The organism is Xanthomonas sp. 3058 (assembly GCF_014199765.1).
Lineage (GTDB): Bacteria > Pseudomonadota > Gammaproteobacteria > Xanthomonadales > Xanthomonadaceae > Xanthomonas > Xanthomonas campestris_B.
This window is the reverse complement of the sequence record NZ_JACHOF010000001.1, coordinates 430,886-450,159: the sequence shown is the minus strand read 5'-3', so window position 1 is coordinate 450,159 and position 19,274 is coordinate 430,886. Positions and strand designations below refer to the sequence as shown.

The window sequence follows — 19,274 nt, the reverse complement described above, 5'->3', positions numbered from 1 at the left end:
CATCGGCACGGAAAGAGCATGGCGGTTGCGTTGCACTGGAGCGGACGGAGCGGTTCGAAGACGGCGGAAATGGATGGGACAGGCATATGTAACGATATAACATAACTTTCAATGCGTGTGGACGAACGCTGCCGACCGGTGGCGTGCCGGGGCCGGGCACCACGAGCGTGCGGTGTTGCTGGTTGCTGTCTGGTGGTGCGCAGCGTGGGCTAGAGCAATGCCTTGAGGCGGTACAGCGCTTCCAGTGCCTGCTTGGGTGTGAGCTCGTCCGGGTCGAGCGCCTGCAGCGCTTCCTGTGCGGCGGAGGAAGGCGCGGTGAACAGGCCGAACTGCTGCGGCGCATCCAGTGCGGTCGGCGCCATCTGTGCGACATGGCTTTCGCCGCCGCGTTGTTCCAGTTCGGCCAGACGATGGCGCGCCTGCGTTACGGCAGCCTTGGGCAAGCCGGCGAGCGCGGCGACCTGCAGGCCGAAGCTGCGATTGGCCGGGCCGTCCTTGACCGCGTGCATGAACACCAGGCGCTCGCCGTGCTCGACCGCATCCAGGTGCACGTTCGCAATGCCGCTGCTACCGCCGGCATGCGATTCGTCGGCCAGGGCGGTGAGCTCGAAATAATGCGTGGCAAACAGCGTGTAGCAGCGATTGGTATGCGCCAGATGGCGTGCGACCGCATCGGCCAGTGCCAGGCCGTCGTAAGTGGAGGTGCCACGGCCGATCTCGTCCATCAGCACCAGCGAGTGCGGCGTGGCGTGATGCAGGATGTAGCTGGTTTCGGCCATCTCCACCATGAAGGTGGATTGCCCGCGCGCCAGGTCGTCGCCGGCGCCGATGCGGGTGAGGATGCGGTCGATCGGCCCGATCACCGCGCGGCTGGCCGGCACGTAGCTGCCGATATGCGCCAGCAGCACGATCAACGCGTTCTGGCGCATGTAGGTCGATTTACCGCCCATGTTCGGGCCGGTGATGACCAGCATGCGGCGGTCGGCGTGCAACTCCAGATCGTTGGGTTCGAATGGCTGGTCGCGCACCGCTTCCACCACCGGGTGGCGGCCGCGTTCGATGCGCAGGCACGCCGCGCTGTCCAGTTCCGGCTGCGACCAGTCCAGCACCTGCGCGCGTTCTGCGAAGGCGGCCAGCACGTCGAGTTCGCTCAATGCACTGGCGCAGCGCTTGAGGCCTTCCAGCTCGCCGCCGAGTGCGTCGAGCAGGCCTTCGTACAACAGTTTTTCGCGCGACAACGAGCGTTCGCGCGCCGACAGCACCTTGTCCTCGAAGCTCTTGAGTTCTTCGGTGATGTAGCGCTCGGCGTTGGTCAGCGTCTGCCGGCGACTGTAGTGCAGTGGCGCTTTCTCGGCCTGGCCCTTGCTGATCTCGATGTAATAGCCATGCACACGGTTGTAGCCGACCTTGAGCGTGGCGATGCCGCTGCTGGCACGTTCGCGTTGTTCCAGGTCGATCAGGAATTGATCGGCGTTGGTGGACAGGCGGCGCAACTCGTCCAGATCGGCGTCGTAACCGGTGGCGATGACGCCACCGTCGCTGAGCTTGAGCGGCGGTTGTTCGGCCACCGCGCTGAGCAACAGATGCGCGGTGGCATCGTGTTCGCCGAGTTCGGCAAACAAGGTCTGCAGGCGCGGCGAATCCAGTGGCGCGAGGAGTGTGCGCACTTTCGGCAGCAGCGCCAGACCGTCGCGCAAGGTGGAAAAATCGCGCGGACGCGCCGAGCGCAGCGCCACGCGGGTGAGGATGCGTTCCAGATCGCCGAGCGCGCGGAAGGCCTCGCGCACATCGACGTCGGCGCCGCTGTCGATCAGGCTACCGACCGCATGGTGACGTTGCACCAGCACCTCGCGCAGCCGCAGCGGGCGGTGCAGCCAGCGCCGCAGCAGGCGTCCGCCCATCGGCGTCACCGTGCTGTCCAGCACCCCGAGCAAGGTGTTGCGGGTGTCGCCGTCGACGCGCGTGTCCAGCTCCAGATGGCGGCGCGTGGCCGCGTTCATCGAGATCGCCTCGCTGGCCACTTCCATCGCGATGGAGGTCAGATGCGGCAGGCGCTGTTTCTGGGTTTCTTCGACATAGCCGAGCAGCGCGCCGGCCGCGGCAGTGGCGCAGGGCTTGTCGTCGATGCCGAAGCCGGACAGGTCATGCAACTTGAAGAACGCCAGCAGTTGACGCCGGCCGCTGTCGGCATCGAACAACCACGGTGGCCGCCGCCGCACGCCGACGCGGCTGCGCAGGAACTCCGGCCAGTTGTCTTCGTCGGGCACCAATAACTCGGCCGGTTCCAGGCGCGCGATTTCCGCTTCCAGCGCGTCCACGCTGTCCACTTCATTGACCAGAAAACGTCCGCCGGCCAGATCGGCCCAGGCCAGGCCGTAGCCTTGCTTGCTGCACGAGATCGCCATCAACAAGGTGTCGCGGCGTTCGTCCAGCAGCGCCTCGTCGGTGACCGTCCCCGGGGTGACGATGCGCACCACCTTGCGCTCGACCAGTCCCTTGGCCAGCGCCGGGTCGCCGATCTGCTCGCAGATCGCCACCGACTCGCCCAGCGCCACCAGTCGCGCCAGGTAGCCTTCGTAGGCATGCACCGGCACGCCGGCCATCGGAATCGGCGCACCACCGGAACTGCCGCGCTGGGTCAGGGTGATATCGAGCAGGCGCGCGGCCTTGCGCGCATCGTCGTAGAACAGCTCGTAGAAGTCGCCCATGCGGAAGAACAGCAGCAGGTCGGGGTAGTCCGACTTGGCGGCGAAGAATTGCTTCATCAGCGGGGTGTGCTCGACAGCCCCACCGGAGTTCTTGGTTTTTTCTTTTGGATCAGTGCTTTGCAAGAAATGTTCTTCCGGGATGTGGCGGTCAATCAGAGGCGGTAGCGTCGAGAGCGGTGATTTTTGTTGCGACGACCCTCGAAACGGGATGAATCAATGTCGCCATGAAACGGGCGAGTGGCTGACATGACGGAACCACGAGCCGCCCCACGCTGGCGCGGGCTCCAAGTTTAAGCCCACCCACCGAAAAATCCCTGAGCTATGGGTCGAGCGGGGGCCGGTCATGGGGCCCGGCGGGCGATCGACGATCGTGCCAAGCCCTCTGGACGAAGCGAAATCCCTACCGAATGCTGTCCTGCGATCAGCAGGCGCTCACTGGGGGGCCTTGATGTGGGAAAGCCGAGCATGACCGACGCAGTGTGGCGTGGCAGCAAGGTGTGCGTCGCTTCTCGCGGGGCAACGAAGGCTCAGTGACCTCACGGGCATCGCCCTGGTGGACCTGTGTGCGGTGCCTTGCCCAACCGTCTATTGCTTCGGCGTTAGGACTCTTCGACTTTGGAAAAGCTAAGATCGAAACTTGTGCAGAGTCGGAGGCGCTAATGATCGATCGTCGTAGTTTTCTTGCCACGGGTGTGGTAGCCGCTGCCGCCAGCTTCACTGCATCGGCAGCTCGGATCACACCTGCGCCGCGCGCCAGCGGGCCGGCGCCGTGGGGTGCGGTGCCCAGCGCGCGGCAACTGCGCTGGCATCGGTGGGAGCAATATGCGTTCGTGCATTTTGCGATGAACACCTTCACCGACAAGGAATGGGGCTACGGCGACGAGGATCCGCGCAAATTCGATCCCAGCGATTTTTCAGCCGATCAAATTGTTGCTGCTGCCAAGGCCGGCAATCTGAAAGGGCTTATTTTCACCGCCAAGCACCACGATGGGTTCTGTCTCTGGCCGACGCGTTTGACCGAGCATTGCATTCGCAACTCGCCCTACAAGAACGGCAAGGGCGACATCGTCGGGGAAATGGCCGCGGCGTGTCGACGCGCTGGCCTGGCGTTCGGCATCTACCTCTCGCCCTGGGATCGCAACCATGCCGAGTACGGTCGCCCCGGCTATCTCGACTATTTCCGCAAGCAGATCGTCGAACTCTGCACGGGCTACGGCGACCTGTTCGAGTTCTGGTTCGACGGCGCCAATGGCGGCGACGGCTACTACGGTGGAGCGCGCGAATCGCGCAAGATCGATGCGCCCGCGTACTACAACTGGCCACGGATGATCGAGCTGGTGCATCAGCATCAGCCGATGGCCTGCACCTTCGACCCGCTTGGCGCCGATATCCGCTGGGGCGGCAACGAGGACGGTATCGCCGGCGATCCCTCCTGGCCGACCATGCCCAATGCGCCGTATACCCAGGAAAACGGCAATTCCGGCGTGCGCGGGGCGGCGCTGTGGTGGCCGGCCGAAACCAACACGTCGATCCGCCCGGGCTGGTTCTACCATGCCGATGAAGACGGCAAGGTGCGTAGCCCGGAGAACCTGGTGCGCTATTTCGACACCTCGGTCGCGCGCGGCACCAACATGAACCTCAATCTTCCGCCCGACCGACGCGGCCGCATCCCCGACCACGACGTGGCGGTGCTGACGAGTTTTGGCGATGCGATCCGCGCCAGCTTCGCCATCGATCTGGCCAAGGGTGCCAAGGCCAGTGCCAGCGCGTCGCGCGGCCCTGGGTTCGAGCCGGCGCGCGTGCTCGACCGCCAGCCGGACAGCTACTGGTCCGCTCCGGACGATGTCACCACGCCGACGCTGACGCTGGAGCTGTCGGCGGCGCACAGTTTCGATTTGATCCGGCTGCGCGAATACCTGCCGCTGGGCGTGCGCGTCACCCGTTTCGCGGTCGAAGCCGAGGTCGATGGGCAATGGCGGCGGCTGGCCGAAGCGCAGTGCATCGGTGCACAGCGCATCGTGCGGCTGGATCGCCCGGTCGCCGCACGCCGGGTGCGCCTGGTCGTGCTTGAGGCGCCGGTGTGCCCGGCGATCAGCGAATTCGCGCTATTCCGTGCCGTTGCGCCAGTGCAGGTCGCGCGGCCGACGGCGAACGCGCCGGATGTGTTGTCCTCCGCTGGCTGGCGCATCGTCGAGGCCAGCGCGCCAGGGGCGGACAAGTTGCTCGACGACGATGCCAGCACGGTCTGGATCACGCCCGCGCCCACCCCCGGCCATCCCGCGCAGGCGACCATCGACCTCGGCGCGCTGCGTCAGGTTGCCGGTTTCAGCCTGACGCCTTCGCGCACGGTGATGAACGGGGCGGCGCCACCGAAGGGCTATCGCGCCGAAACCAGCGAAGATGGCCAGCGCTGGCAGCCGGCTGGTGCCGGCGAACTGTCCAATATCGCCTATGCGCTCTCGACCCAGCGGCTGAATTTCCCCGAGGTCCGCCAGATCCGCTACCTGCGGCTTTCGTTCGCGGAAACGGCGGTGCCCGCCGAGCGGCTGGCGATTGCCGGTATCGGTGCATTCTCGCGCTTGCGATGAACTTGCGATCCCACGCGGCCATGCGCCGCGTGGGGGCATCTTGGGTGACGGAGTGTCGCGGGCTTGAGACGCGTCAAGCGAAGCGATACAGGCAGAGTTCGCTGCATTCACATCACGTGGCGAACCTGAGTCTCGAACCGTCTTGCACACCGCCGTTCCGGATCACGCGCTATGGTGTGCGGCGCATCATGCAGGCGACCTGGTTGGATATGGAACAGAAACAGCACGAGTGGATGCAGTCCGTGACCGAGGCGCTTAGCGATCTGCTGGCCGCACGCGTGGCCCAGGCCACGTTATTGGAGGCGATGCTGGTTTCGCATCCAGATCCGGTCACGCTCAGGAAGGCGTGGGATGAGCTGTCGTCCCAGCGCATCGCCTTTGTGGCCCAGAAGAAAGCGCTGGCCGACGACCCGCGCCCGATGGACGCCTACACGTTGGAGCAATTCCAGGCGTGGGAAGAAAAACTCAATCGCTATTTTCCGCGCGATTCGGCTGCGGGGCATACAGAGATGTAGGGTTGCCGAACAGGCGAGCGCAAGCGCTGGCCTGGTCGGCAATGCCGAGCCTGTGCTGGCCACGGTTCAAGCCCTGCCCGCGATCTTCGGGTGGGATGATCTGCTCGGTGATGCAACGGCGTTAGCACAATGCCGACCGATGGCCTTCGACTGGCGTTTGGCAGCACGACAGCGCCGAGGCCAGTGCTGGCCCCGGCAATGCCGTCGTTCCATCGCGTCGCGCAGCGACTACCGCTTCCTCAAACCACCGACGCGCGCGATGTGGTGGCGTCTGCGTGCAGGCGCAGCGTGGACGAGGTCAGTCCAGGCGCGGTCGCCTGCAGCACGATGTCGCCGCTGCTGCGCGTGGTCTGCAACAGCGCTGCACACAGGCCGTTGAATGCCTTGCGCTGTGGCGCTTTGTCGTCCTCGTGACTGCTGGGGTCGCCGTTGCCGACGCCGATCAGCCGCGCAGGGCCGCGCAGCGCGAACTGCACCTGATTGTCTGCAGTTGGTACCAGACGGCCTTGCGCGTCGACGATTTCCACCTTCACCACTGCCACATCCTCCGCATCGGCGCGCATCTTGTTGCGGTCGCAGCTGAGGCGGATCGCGGCCGGCTTGCCTGCGGTTTCACGGCGTTCGCTGAGCAGCAGCTTGCCGCCGCGATAACCGCGTGCTTCGATCACCCCGGGTGCGTAGGCCACGCGCCATTCCACATGGCCGTAGGCCGGCACCTGTTGCAGGCCCTGGCTGACGCCGTTGACCAGCAGTTCCACCGCGTCGAGATTGGTATGGCACCAGACGGCGACGCGGCCCTTGTCATCGGGCTGCAGCAGGCCGTCCCAGTTCCAGTGCGGGAACAGATGCAGCACCGGTTCGCTGGTCCATTGCGCGCGGTAGTACCAGTAGTTGTCCTTGGGAAAGCCGCAGCTGTCGAGCACGCCGAACTGCGAAGCGACATTCGGCCAGCGGTTGTAAGGCGTGGGTTCGCCGCGGTAATCGAAGCCGGTCCAGATAAAGCCGCCTGCGATGTACGGGCGCTGCGCGACATAGCTCCACCAGGCTTCGGCGGTGCTCGCCCACCACGGGTGGTCCAGGTCGTAGGCGCGGGTATAGCCGCGTGCATCGTCGCGCTGGTAGTTGCCGCGCACCGACACGGTGCTGCCGGTTTCGCTGCCGTAGATGGGAATGTCGGGATATTGCGCGTGGAAGCCATCCATCTGGCTGGTGCGGTAGTTGAAACCGACCACATCGACCACTTGGCCGACGCCATCGCCAAAGCCCTTGTCCATGGCGAAGGTGGTGGGGCGGGTGGGGTCGAGTTGGCGCACGCGTTGCTGCATGCGGCTGACGATGCGCGCGCCGCGCTCGGTGACCTGCTGCGGTTCCTCGTTGCCGAGCGACCACAGGATCACGCTGGGATGATTGCGCCCACGGCGGACCATGGTTTCCAGTTCGCCCATCGCTTCGGGGTCGGTGGACATGCGCCGGGTTTCTTCGATCACCAACATGCCAAGGCGATCGCATAAGGCCAGCAATGCGGGCGTGGCCGGATTGTGCGAGCTGCGATACGCGTTGCAACCCATCGACTTGAGCTGGCGCAGACGCCACTCGTGCAAGGCGTCCGGAATGGCGGCGCCGACGCCGGCATGGTCCTGGTGGTTGTTGGTGCCGTGCAGCTTGAGCGGCGTGCCGTTCAACAGGAAGCCGCGCTGCGCATCGAAGGCGATGCTGCGCACGCCAAACGGGGTGGCGACCGCATCGGTTGCCTTGCCGTCGCTGTGCACGCTGGTGGTGAGGGTGTAGAGCTGCGGGGTGTCGATCGACCACAGCGCGGCCTGGCCGAGCGGCAGGGTCTGTTCGACGAGGTGTACCTGGCCGGGTGCAACCGTGACGACGGCGCTGGCCGCTTGTGCGACCACGCGTCCATCCGGTGCGGTGACGTGCGCCTGCACGGTGCACTGGCGCGGGGCGGTGCCGTCGTTACGCACTTCGGTGGACAGCTGCGCGGTTGCGTTGTCGCCTTGCACGGTGCTGCGCACGAACACGCCATCCTGCGGCAGATGCAGCGGGTCGGTTTTTTGCAGCCACAGATGCCGATAGATGCCGGCGCCTTCGTAGAACCAGCCTTCGCCCAATGTGGCATCCACGCGCACGGCGATGAGGTTGGGCTTGCCGTAGTCGAGCACTTCGCTGAGGTCGACCTCGAACCCGCAATAGCCGCTGGCATTGCGCCCGACGATGTGGCCGTTGCAGAACACGATGCAATCGCGGAACACGCCGTCGAACACCAGGCCGATGCGCTTGCCCAGATCGCTTGCGGGAATCTGCAGCGTGCGGCGATACCAGCCCACGCTGTTCTCCGGGAAGCTCGGTCCCAGCGGTTTGTAGCCGTGCGAAGCGGCGGGGTCTTCTTCGGTGATGGTGGCCGAGGTGGGTTCCTGGCGGAAGGGCAGGGTGACGGCCCAGTCGTGCGGAAGATCCAGCAATTGCCAATCGCTGTCGTCGAAGGCCACTTGCGCGGCGGTGGCGGTGTCCTTGCCGGCCTTGGCGAAGGTGCGCTGGAAGGTGCCGAAGGCGAAGTCGCGCGACGGGTCGCTGGCATGGCCGAGATGGAAGCGCCAGCCAAAGTCGAACAGCAACCGTTCGCGTGGGGCCAAGGCAGCATCGCCCAGCGTTGCGAGTGGCGTGGCGTTCTTGCCTGCAGCCGGTGCCGCAGCGGCGATGGCAGGCAGCAACGCACCGGCCGTACCGACCGGAAGTGCGGCGCTCACGCCACTGGCGAGCATGCCGCGCAGCAGCTCGCGGCGATTGATGCCGGTCATGGCTGCGTCCTCTTGCGGGTGCCCGCAGCGTTGCCTTGCGTGCCTACGGCAGGTTTGCCTGCATCGGCCTGATGCGGCGTAGGCACGCCGGTGTATGGGTGACGCATGAAGTCGATCGCCGGCAGCACCTCATTGGCGTGCTTGAAGTCGAAGAAGCTGGCGTTTTCCCATGACGAGCCGGTGCCCCAGCGCGTCTTGCAGCTGCTGCTGGTCCATGCCGGCTCCCAGTACACGACGCCGGCGCCGCCGGTGTCGATGACCAGCTGGGTGAGATCGATCATGTACTTGGACTGGCCCTGCGGCGTGGCCGGGTAGCCGGCAATCAGCGAGTCTTCGCCGAGCAGGTTGTGCGAGCTGTCGCCGGCCTCCAGCGTCCACGGGTAGGCGGTTTCCACCACCACCACGTCTGCATCGTAGCGGCCGCGCAGGCGCTTGATGGTCTTGCCCAGCTGCGCCATCGATTGGGTCGACCACTTGCGGTAATAGCTGATGCCGATCAGGTCGAAGTCGGTGACGCCGGCCTTGGTGGCGGCGGCGAACCACGGTTCCACATTTTCCGGCTGGGCGATGTGCAGCATGACGCGCGGCTTGATGGTGGAGCGTGCGCTGATATCGCGCACCGCCTTGATGCCGGCATTGAACAGCTTGGCATTGCGTTGCCAGTCGATGGGGCGTTTCTTGTCCCAGGGAATGCTGTCCATCAGATCGGAATTGCTTTCGTTGCCCACCTGCACCAGCTCTGGCATCAGGCCAGCACGGTCGAGCGCGCTGAGCGTGTCGTAGGTGAAGCCGTAGAGCGTGCGCGCCAGTTCGTCGGTGTCGGTGATGCTGGCCCAGGCCTTGGGAATCAGCTGTTTTTCGCCATCGGCCCAATCGTCGGAATAGTGCAGGTCCAGCAGCACCTGCATGCCTTGCGCACGCGCACGCGCGATGGTCTTCTTGACGTCGGACAGGTCGCTATAGCGCGTCCAGCGGGCGTCGTTCCACAATCGCACGCGCACCAGATTGGCACCGTGCGCGTGGAAGAGTTCGAACGGATCGGTGACCACGCCGTTCTCGCGGTATTGCACACCGCACTCTTCCATCTCGTTGACGTAGGACAGGTCCGCACCGAGATACAACGTGGCGGGGGCCGGGGCGGCGTGTGCGAAGGTGGAGATGGCCAGCGCAAGCAGCGCGGGCGTCCAGAGACGGCGTGTGGAGCGCATGCAATTCCTCGACAGATGAGACGTGGAGCGGGTGACAGCCTGGTGGCGGCGCTGTCGTGCGGCGGATGTGCGCAATCGAAACGTCGATGCAGGATTCGATTGCGCATGCCCACCGCACCTGTGGAGCGGTCGTGCAGCAGCGGTGTCAGCCGCCGTTAGAACTTGTACGTGGCCTCCAGCGAGTAACGGCGGCCGAACACCTGATAGCCGCCGTCGTCCTGGTTGGCCAGACGGTTGGGCTTGTTGTCGGTGTAGGCTCGCAGCGGTTCGTTGGTGAGGTTCCCCGCCTGGAAGCGGAAACCGAGCTGCTTGCTGTACTGCCAGTTCAAGCTCAGGTCCACCGTGCCTTCGCTCTGCAGGCGTGCCAGACGCGCCGCATTCCAGCCGTACACCACCGTGTAGGGGCTGTGGTACTTGTAGCCCACACGCGCTTCGAAGGTGCCATTGCTGTACCACAGGTCGAAGGTGCCGGTCTTGCGCGCCAGGCCGCTCAGCGGCAGCGGGTTGTCTTCCGGCGAGAATTCCTTGAGGTTGGAATCCACCAGCGAATAGTTCGAATAGACACCGAAGTTTTCCATGTGCGGGATGAAATAGAACGGCGTCTGGAAGGTGAGCTCCACCCCGTTGATATACCCGCCGCCGCCGTTGAACGGTGCGCTGACCAGATAATCCAGACCGTTGATGACTTCACGATCGGTGCGGTAGCCGATGCTGGAATCGACTTCCTTGCGATACACCGCCAGCGCGGCCAGCGCTTCCTTGTGGAAATACCACTCGTAGGACAGATCGACCTGGGTGGCCTTGAACGGATCCAGTTGCGGGTTGCCGCCGCTGCCGGTGAGCTGGCCGACGGTGACATTGGGGTCGTCCAGGCGACGGCCGGTGCGCAACTCGTCCAGCGGTGGTCGCGCAATGACCTTGGCCACCGCAAGGCGCAGGATGCGTTGCTCGTCGATCAGGAAATTGAGGGTGGCACTGGGCAATACGTCGGTGTATTCCTTGCTGGCGCTGCTCGCCTGCACGGTGCCGCCGACCGAATCGAAGCCATCGCTGGTGGTCTTGGTGTTGACCAGGCGCACGCCGACATTGCCGGTGACATCGGTGCCGAACAGTTGCGAACTGAACACCGCCTTGGCGAAGGCTTCGCGCACGTCTTCCTTGACGTTCCAGTGGTCGAGCAGTTGCTCGTTGAGCGTGGCCGGGTCGAAACCGCCGAAGCCGATGTCGGCGATGGCATCCATGTTGCCGCCGGTCAGCGTGGGCACGTTCAAGTCCGGCATGCTGACCGGGTAGATCAGATCCTGATACGCCGAGATCGGCTGGTCGTAGCCGGATTGATTGCTGACGAAGTGGCGGTTCTGTTTTTCGCGGCGTGCCGCGCGTGCGCCGAATTCGAGCGAGGTGAAGGCTGCCGCATCGATCGAGCGGCTGGCGTTGAGCGCCAGCGCAGCGATCTTGTCGCGGAGCGCCTGCGGCTCGGTCTGGCCGGCAATGCCCCATTCGGGCGTGTCCGAACTGGTGCTGATGGTGGGGGTAACGCTGCGGCGGAAATCGAACGAGACGGTGTCCGGGTTGCTGCCGAAGCGCACCGCCTGCCAGGTGTTGTCGCGCTTGGCCTGCGAGAACGACAGGTCGCTGGCCAGCGTCCACACATCGCCGCTCCACTTGGCGTTCAAGCCGCCAGCGGTGAGCGTCTTGACCTCGTTGTAGTGGCTGATGACGTGATCGACCTGCAGATTCGAATTGGCCAGCGTGCCAGCCACCACATCGCCATCGACGATGGTGTAGGACGAGCCCGGCGTGGTGTACGGATTGGCGCCGGTCGAAAAGCTGCTGTAGGCCAGGCCGTTGAACCAGTTCTGCAACTGGTCTTCGTCGATCTCGATACGCGAATACAGGCCGTCGAACTTCAACTCGAAGTTGCCCGAGCGCCATTGCACCGTGCCCATCGCACCGGTACGGGTCTGCTCGGTCAGCTTGAGCTGGTCGGCCGCGCCGAACGGGGTCGGGTCCACGCTGCCGTCGCCATCCACATCGCGCGAGGTGGTGGCGTCGGTATAGCCCCAGCTGCCGATCGATGAGTTTGAGTTCTTCTGCTTCTGGTAGGTGGCACCCAGTGCTACCGCCAGGTTGTCGTTGATCTTGTGTACCCAGCTGGCGCCGAAGCGGCTGCCCCACGGGCTGTAGCCGTCCACGTCCTTGGCGTGGTCGTAGAACACCGGGCCGGCGGTGCCGACGAAGCCGGGTCCGGTGTAGTCCAGCGGGCTGATGGTGGAGATGTCCACGGTCGCGGCAAGACCGCCAGCCACCAGGTCCGCCGACTGGGTCTTGTAGACCTTGACGGTGGAGACGATCTCGGTGGGAAACACTTCCCAGCGCACCGCGCGATTGGGCTCGGAGGAGGCGATTTCGCGCCCGTTGACGGTGCCCATGGTCATGCGCGGGCCAAGCCCACGCACGGTGGCCAGGCTTTCGTTGCCACGGTCGCGGGTGCCGTTGACGCCGGGCAGGCGCACCAGCGCCTCGGCCACGGTGACGTTGGGCATCTGGCCCATGTTGTCTGCAGAGATCACTTCCATGACGTGATCGGACATCTGCTTGGCCTGCACGGCCTGATTCAGGCTGGCGCGCTGGCCGATCACGGTGATGTTGTCGAGCGTGACCGGTGGCGGCGCGGCGGTGGTGCTGGCGTCGCCGGCCGGCGGTGCGGCAGGTGCAGGCGCGGTGTCCTGTGCGTGCGCACTGAACGCGCTGGCCAGCACGCAGGCGATGGTGATGCAGAGCACGTCGCGGACAGGCAGGCGCAGGCGCCGGCTGGCCGGGCGGCCGGTGTGGTGAACGGGCATCGTTTGATCCCTCCCAGGACAAAAGTTACCGAATGGAGTGGTGGCCGTTGCGACGGCCGTCCGGCGCAGGCGCGGATCAGGCGCGTCTGCGCAGGGGTGGCGAGTGATGCGGTCTTGCGTTATTCGAGCGTGCGTGTGCCTTTGCATGACGCTGCGACGATCGACGATCGGCGATCGCGTTGGCGTCCCCCTGTCTTGCATGTGTCTGCTTAGGGTAGAAGCGCAAGCCATTCCATTCCAATGAAGCATTTTGCGTGAGCTATCTCGCGTTGGAATGCTGCAGTGCAGCGTCAATCAGTGTCGCGACGGTTGCCGGGTTGTTGTCTGCCTGAAGCGAAAGATTGCCCTGCGCCGCATCCCGTGCCGATCTTGCGGTTAGCGCGCGCTGACGGGCAAACGTGGCAATGCAGGAAACGCGCGCTGCACGCAATCGCTGCGTTCGCAGGTCAGGCAGCCCGGGCCGATCGGCACGGCATCATCCACCGCGTTCAAGTCCCAGCCGCGCGCATACACCAGTTGATCGGCGTGGCGAAGGTCGCAGCCCAGCGCCAGTGCAAAGGTCTTGCGCGGGCGGCCGTAGCCCGGCGCGCCGTTGCTGACCTGGCGGGCCAGCCAGAAATAGCGGCGCCCATCGGGCATGCGTGCGATCTGGGTCAGGATGCGGTCGGGCTGATTGAAGGCTTCGTACACGATCCACAGCGGGCAGGCGCCGCCGACATGCGAAAAGTGGAAGTCGGTGGCCGAGTGGCGTTTGGATACGTTGCCGGCGCGATCCACGCGCATGAAGAAGATCGGCAACCCCGCCGCACCGCGCCGTTGCAGTGTGCTGAGCCGGTGGCAGACCGCTTCGAAGCCCACCCCGAAGCGGTCGGCCAGCCATTCGATGTCGTAGCGCGAGGCCTGCGCGCTGTGCAGAAACGCGCCGTACGGCATCACCAGCGCGCCAGCGAAATAATTCGACAGACCAATGCGCGACAACGCGATGCGCTCGGTATCTTCGAATCCGGCATCGGCGATGCGCGCCTCCAGCAACGGCGCGCATTCCAGCAACGCCAGCTGCGCGGCCATCTGGAACGCCTGCTGGCCGGGGCGCAGGTGGGCAGGCAACCACAGCACGCGCGCCTGCGCATCCACGTTGCGTTTGTCGCTATGCAGCTCCGGCGCGTCCTGCACCAGCAGGCCGTGGCGATCGGCCAGACGCTGGCGCAGCCGCAGCGCAAGGGTGTCCGGGGTCAAGCCGAGTTCGGCGTACAGCGCTTCGGCGCGCTCATCCAGTTCCGGCAAATAGTTGTGTGCGCGGTTGAAGTAGTCGCGCACCTGTTCGCCCGGCGACAGCGAGGGCATGGCCGCATGGTCGGCGCCGATCTGCAGCTCCAGCGCGGCGTTGCGTTCGCGCAGACGCAGATGGGCGCGGTGCAGATCCAGCAGCGCCTGGGCTACCTGCGGCAGGTTGCCGGTGAGCGCGCGCAGCTCGGCCGCCGACAGGTTGTGGCCCAGGCTGCGCAACGATTCGTCCAGCGGTTCCACCAATGCGGCCGGATCGTCCAGATCGAGCAGGCCGTCTAGATCGCCGAGGGTGGCCTTGAGCCGTTGCTGGATCGCCAGGGTCAACGGGCGCTGGTTGCGCTCGATCTGGTTGAGGTAGCTCGGCGACAGCCCGAGCCGGCGCGCCAATTCGGCCTGGGTCAAGCCGTGGCGCAGCCGCAGCCGCTGCAGGCGCAAGCCGAGTTGGTGGCGGAGCGACGGAGTGGACTGGGGCATTTGCAAGATTCGCAAGATTCTGCCGCCAGCTTAGCGCGATTAAGCAGTTGAAGGCTGGGAATGCCGGCCGGCGATGCAAACAATGCGAAGCATCTGCATCGACCTTCTGCGAGCGAGCCTGCAATGCCTGAATCCGTCCCCCGCGTTTCCCTGTTGATCGACGGTCAGTTCGTGACCTCCGCCAGTACGCACTGGCAGGACGTGGTCAACCCGGCCGATCAGTCCGTGCTGGCGCAGGTGCCGTTCGCCACCACCAACGAGGTGGACGCGGCCGTGGCTGCGGCCAGCCAGGCCTTCGTGAGCTGGCGCAAGACGCCGATCGGCACCCGTGCGCGCGTCTTCCTCAAGTACCAGCAGCTGATCCGCGAACACATGCCCGAGCTGGCCGCGCTGCTCAGCGCCGAACAGGGCAAGACCCTGGCCGATGCCGAAGGCGATGTGTTTCGCGGGCTGGAAGTGGTGGAACACGCCGCCGCGATCGGTAATCTGCAACTGGGCGAGCTGGCCAACAACGTCGCCAACGGTGTGGATACCTACAGCCTGCTGCAGCCGCTGGGCGTGTGCGCGGGCATCACCCCGTTCAACTTCCCGGCGATGATTCCGCTGTGGATGTTTCCGATGGCGATCGCCACCGGCAACACCTTCGTGCTCAAGCCCTCCGAGCAGGATCCGATGGTGACCATGCGGCTGGTGGAACTGGCGCTGGAAGCCGGCGTTCCCAAGGGAGTGCTCAACGTGGTGCACGGCGGCGAAGACGTGGTCAACGCGTTGTGCGACCACCCGGAGATCAAGGCGCTGTCGTTCGTGGGGTCGACCAAGGTCGGCACGCACGTCTATCAGCGCGCCAGCCTGGCCGGAAAACGCGTGCAATGCATGATGGGCGCCAAGAATCATGCGGTGGTGTTGCCCGACGCCAATCAGGAGCAGACCCTCAACGCGATGGTCGGCGCGGCGTTCGGCGCCGCCGGCCAGCGCTGCATGGCCGCATCCACGCTGGTGTTGGTGGGCGCGGCGCGGCAGTGGATTCCGCAGCTGGTGGCCAAAGCCAAGACATTGAAACTGGGTGCCGGCAACGTGGCAGGCACCGACGTTGGGCCGCTGATTTCCTGCGCGGCGCGCGAGCGCGTGGAGGCGCTGATCGCCTCCGGCGTGGAGCAGGGCGCCACGCTGGAACTGGATGGCCGCACCCCGAGCGTGCCGGGCTTCGAGCAGGGCAACTTTGTCGGCCCGACGATCTTTTCCGGGGTCCGTCCCGGCATGCGCATCTACGACGAAGAAATCTTCGGACCGGTGCTGGTGATTCTTGAGGCGGCCACGCTGGACGAGGCCATCGCCCTGGTCAACGCCAACCCCAATGGCAACGGCACCGCGTTGTTCACCCAATCCGGTGCCGCGGCGCGGCGTTTCCAGGAAGACATCGATGTGGGCCAGGTCGGCATCAACGTGCCGATCCCGGTGCCGGTGCCGCTGTTTTCGTTCACCGGCTCGCGCGCCTCCAAGCTCGGCGACCTGGGCCCGTACGGCAAGCAGGTGGTGATGTTCTACACCCAGACCAAGACCGTGACCGCGCGCTGGTTCGATGACGAGACGCTGGGGCACGGCGTCAACACCACCATCTCTCTCAAGTGACCCGATCGCCATGAATGCAGCCATCCAGTTACACGCCAATACGGCCGATTTGAATGACGAGCAGGAGGCGTTTCGTGCTGCCGCACGCGACTTTGCCGACAAGGAACTTGCACCGCACGCCGCGCGCTGGGATGCGGAAGGCCACTTCCCGCGCGAAGCGATCGCCAAAGGCGCGGAGCTGGGCTTTTGCGGGCTGTATACCGATGAAGGCGTGGGCGGGCTGGGCATGCGTCGGCTCGATGCGGCGGTGGTGTTCGAAGAACTCGCCACGGTCGATCCGTCCACGTCGGCCTTCATCAGCATCCACAACATGGCCACCTGGTTGATCGCCAGTTATGGCAATGACACCGTGCGTGCGCAGTGGGGCGAGGCGATGACCAGCGGCGCCAAGCTGGGCTCGTATTGCCTGACCGAGCCGGGAGCCGGTTCGGACGCGGCGTCGCTCAAGACCCGCGCGCAGCGCGACGGCGACAGCTATGTGCTCAACGGCACCAAGGCGTTTATTTCCGGTGCCGGCGCCACCGATGTGCTGGTGGTGATGGCACGCACCGGCGAAGAGGGCGCACGCGGGATCAGTGCGTTCGCAGTGCCGGCCGACGCGCCCGGCATCAGCTACGGGCGCAAGGAAGAAAAGATGGGCTGGAACAGCCAGCCCACACGCGGGGTGACCTTCGAGAACGTACGCATCCCCGCGAGCAATCTGCTTGGCAAGGAGGGCGAAGGTTTCAAGATGGCGATGAAGGCGCTGGATGGCGGCCGCATCAATATCGCGGCATGCTCGCTAGGCGCGGCGCAAGGTGCATTGGACGCCGCCCGTCGCTATATGGGCGAGCGCCGTCAATTCGGTAAGAAGCTTGCCGAATTCCAGGCCCTGCAGTTCAAGCTCGCCGACATGGCCACGCAACTGGTGGCCGCGCGGCAGATGGTGCATACCGCTGCGCGCAAGCTCGATGCCGGCAGCCACGACGCCACCGTGTGGTGTGCGATGGCCAAGCGCTTTGCGACCGATGCCGGCTTTGCGATCTGCGATGAAGCGCTGCAGATCCACGGTGGCTATGGCTATATCCGCGAGTACCCGATCGAACGCCTGCTGCGCGACAGCCGTGTGCATCGCATCCTGGAAGGCACCAACGAAGTGATGCGCATGATCATTGCGCGTCACCTGCTCAACGGCGAGGAGGAACTGCGATGAGCGATTGGGAAGGGCGCGCGCATACCGGCCTGCAGGTCGAGCGCGATGGGCATGTGGCCATCGTCACCTTGAGCAACCCGCCGGCCAATACCTGGACGGTGCAGAGTCTGGCCGCCTTGCGCGACCTGGTGCATGCATTGGATGCCGACCGCAGCGTGTATGCGCTGGTGATCACCGGCGAAGGCGAAAAGTTCTTCAGCGCCGGCGCCGACCTCAAGCAGTTTGCCGACGGCGACAAGGCCGCCGCACGCGAGGCAGCGCGTCGCTTCGGCGAAGCGTTCGAGGCGTTGAGCGCGTTTCGTGGCGTGTCGATCGCCGCAATCAACGGCTATGCCATGGGCGGCGGCCTGGAATGCGCGCTGGCCTGCGACCTGCGCATTGCCGAACAGCAGGCGAACCTGGCGCTGCCGGAAGCCAGCGTCGGTTTGCTGCCGTGCGCGGGTGGCACCCAGAATCTGCCGCGCCTGGTCGGCGAAGGCTGGGCCAAGCGCATGATCCTGCTGGGCGAGCGTGTCGATGCCGCCACCGCGCACCGGATCGGCCTGGTGGAAGAGGTGGTGGGCAAGGGCGAGTCGCGCGCGCTGGCAGTTGCATGGGCGCAGCGTGCCGGCAAGCAGAGCCCGGTGAGCGTGGCGGCCTGCAAACGCCTGGTGCAATCGACCCGGAACGGCACCCACGCTGCGGCGCTGATTGCCGAGCGCGAAGCCTTTGTCGACCTGTTCGAGCAGGCCGATCAGGCCGAAGGTGTTGCTGCGTTCCTGGAAAAGCGTGCGCCGCAATGGAGCGATCGCTGATGGTGGACGAAAGCGCAACCGCAGCCGAAGAAGCGCCGGTCTTGTTCGAGCGACGTGAGTGCGCCGACGGACATCGGATCGGCATCGCGACCTTGAATGCGCCAAAAGCGCTCAATGGATTGTCGTTGCAGATGACGCGTCTGCTGGATGCGCAGTTGCGTGCCTGGGCCGACGACGCGCAGATTGCCTGCGTGGTGCTGCGTGGCGCCGGTGACAAGGCGTTCTGTGCAGGCGGCGACCTGCATGGGCTGTACCAGAGCATGCGCGCGCACCGCGATGCGGTCCCCGATGCGGAACAGCGCCGCGCCCAACCCGCTGGCAATGCGCATGCTGCAGCGTTTTTCGGAGAAGAATATCGGCTGGACTACCGCATTCACAGCTATCCCAAGCCACTGCTGTGCTGGGGCCACGGCATCGTGATGGGCGGTGGCATCGGTTTGATGGCCGGTGCCAGCCACCGCGTGGTGACCGAGCGTTCGCGCCTGGCGATGCCTGAGATCAGTGTCGGTCTGTTTCCCGATGTCGGCGGTAGCTGGTTGCTGCGTCGTGTCCCGCACGCTGCAGGGCTGTTCCTGGCACTTACCGGTGCGCCGCTCAACGCCAGCGATGCGATCTATGCGGGGTTTGCCGACGTGCAGCTGGAGCATGCGCAATATCCAGCCGTGCTGGATGCATTGAGCGCACACGCGTGGACAGGCAGTGCGGAAAAAGATCGCAATCAGCTCAGCGCATTCCTGCAGGGCATCGCGCAACCGCTGGAGCCTGGTCCGCTGCAGCTGCATGCGGGCTTGATCGAACAGCTGGTCGCCGGCGAGTCGGTCGAGCAGGTGGTTGCCGCAATCCTGGCGCTGCAGAGCGAGGATGGTTGGCTGCAGACGGCGCGTGCCACGCTGGCCGCCGGCTCTCCTGGTTCGGCACGGCTTGCCTGGGAGTTGCAGCGCCACGCCGGCACTCGCACGCTGGCCGACGCCTTCCGCACCGAATACGCGGTGGCGCTGCATGCCGCCGCACACGGCGATTTTGCCGAAGGCATCCGTGCGCTGCTGGTCGACAAGGATCGCCAGCCGCGCTGGCAGCCTGCCGTGCTGGAAGACGCTGACGCGCAATGGGCGGCCACCTTCCTTGCCGACGCCTGGCCGGCAGCGCAGCATCCCCTCGCCGATCTTGGTGCGCGCGAATCACGCTCAGCGCATGCCGGCAATGCATCGCCGATGGCCGGTTAGCGG

The 19,274-nt window shown here is 65.4% G+C and carries 11 protein-coding genes; 6 read left to right on the top strand and 5 right to left on the bottom strand.

The window, feature by feature from the left end:
• Positions 1-209: 209 nt before the first annotated feature.
• A complete protein-coding gene (mutS, locus tag GGR61_RS02195; RefSeq protein ID WP_326520605.1) occupies positions 210-2,765 on the bottom strand; it encodes a DNA mismatch repair protein MutS in 2,556 nt (851 codons plus the stop codon).
• A 602-nt stretch (positions 2,766-3,367) separates the two neighbouring features.
• On the opposite strand from mutS, the gene GGR61_RS02190 reads away from it, so the two are divergent.
• Together GGR61_RS02190 and GGR61_RS02185 are read left to right on the top strand one after the other, a co-directional pair.
• Complete coding sequence (locus tag GGR61_RS02190) at positions 3,368-5,296, top strand: alpha-L-fucosidase (protein ID WP_184620310.1); 1,929 nt, start codon at positions 3,368-3,370, stop codon at positions 5,294-5,296.
• Positions 5,297-5,457: 161 nt separating this feature from the next.
• Positions 5,458-5,811, top strand: coding sequence for a hypothetical protein (locus tag GGR61_RS02185; protein WP_184620533.1), 354 nt, complete (start codon positions 5,458-5,460; stop codon positions 5,809-5,811).
• Positions 5,812-6,050: 239 nt separating this feature from the next.
• On the opposite strand, the gene galA is transcribed toward GGR61_RS02185, so the two are convergent.
• From galA to GGR61_RS02165, 4 genes are all read right to left on the bottom strand, one after another.
• On the bottom strand, positions 6,051-8,618 hold the full coding sequence (galA, locus tag GGR61_RS02180) for a beta-galactosidase GalA (protein WP_184620309.1): 2,568 nt from the start codon (positions 8,616-8,618) through the stop codon (positions 6,051-6,053).
• A complete protein-coding gene (locus tag GGR61_RS02175) occupies positions 8,615-9,826 on the bottom strand; it encodes an arabinogalactan endo-1,4-beta-galactosidase (RefSeq protein WP_184620308.1) in 1,212 nt (403 codons plus the stop codon). The genes galA and GGR61_RS02175 overlap by 4 nt, the downstream gene beginning before the upstream one ends.
• A gap of 155 nt (positions 9,827-9,981) precedes the next feature.
• Positions 9,982-12,672, bottom strand: a complete 2,691-nt coding sequence (locus GGR61_RS02170) for a TonB-dependent receptor (protein WP_184620307.1) — start codon at positions 12,670-12,672, stop codon at positions 9,982-9,984.
• Positions 12,673-13,047: 375 nt separating this feature from the next.
• Positions 13,048-14,433, bottom strand: a complete 1,386-nt coding sequence (locus tag GGR61_RS02165; protein ID WP_184620306.1) for a short-chain fatty acyl-CoA regulator family protein — start codon at positions 14,431-14,433, stop codon at positions 13,048-13,050.
• A gap of 123 nt (positions 14,434-14,556) precedes the next feature.
• Between GGR61_RS02165 and GGR61_RS02160 the strand changes: the two genes are divergently transcribed.
• From GGR61_RS02160 to GGR61_RS02145, 4 genes are read left to right on the top strand one after another with little or no spacing between them, the layout of a single operon-like run.
• Positions 14,557-16,062 carry a CoA-acylating methylmalonate-semialdehyde dehydrogenase gene (locus tag GGR61_RS02160; protein WP_184620305.1) on the top strand — a complete coding sequence of 502 codons (1,506 nt, stop codon included), beginning with the start codon at positions 14,557-14,559 and terminating at the stop codon, positions 16,060-16,062.
• Positions 16,063-16,072: 10 nt separating this feature from the next.
• Positions 16,073-17,254: an acyl-CoA dehydrogenase family protein gene (locus tag GGR61_RS02155; protein ID WP_184405707.1), complete on the top strand. Its 1,182-nt coding sequence runs from the start codon at positions 16,073-16,075 to the stop codon at positions 17,252-17,254.
• Positions 17,251-18,048 (top strand): enoyl-CoA hydratase, encoded by a 798-nt coding sequence (locus GGR61_RS02150; RefSeq protein ID WP_184405709.1) that lies wholly within the window; start codon positions 17,251-17,253, stop codon positions 18,046-18,048. The genes GGR61_RS02155 and GGR61_RS02150 overlap by 4 nt, the downstream gene beginning before the upstream one ends.
• Positions 18,048-19,271, top strand: coding sequence for an enoyl-CoA hydratase/isomerase family protein (locus GGR61_RS02145; RefSeq protein WP_184620304.1), 1,224 nt, complete (start codon positions 18,048-18,050; stop codon positions 19,269-19,271). The genes GGR61_RS02150 and GGR61_RS02145 overlap by 1 nt, the downstream gene beginning before the upstream one ends.
• Positions 19,272-19,274 lie beyond the last annotated feature (3 nt).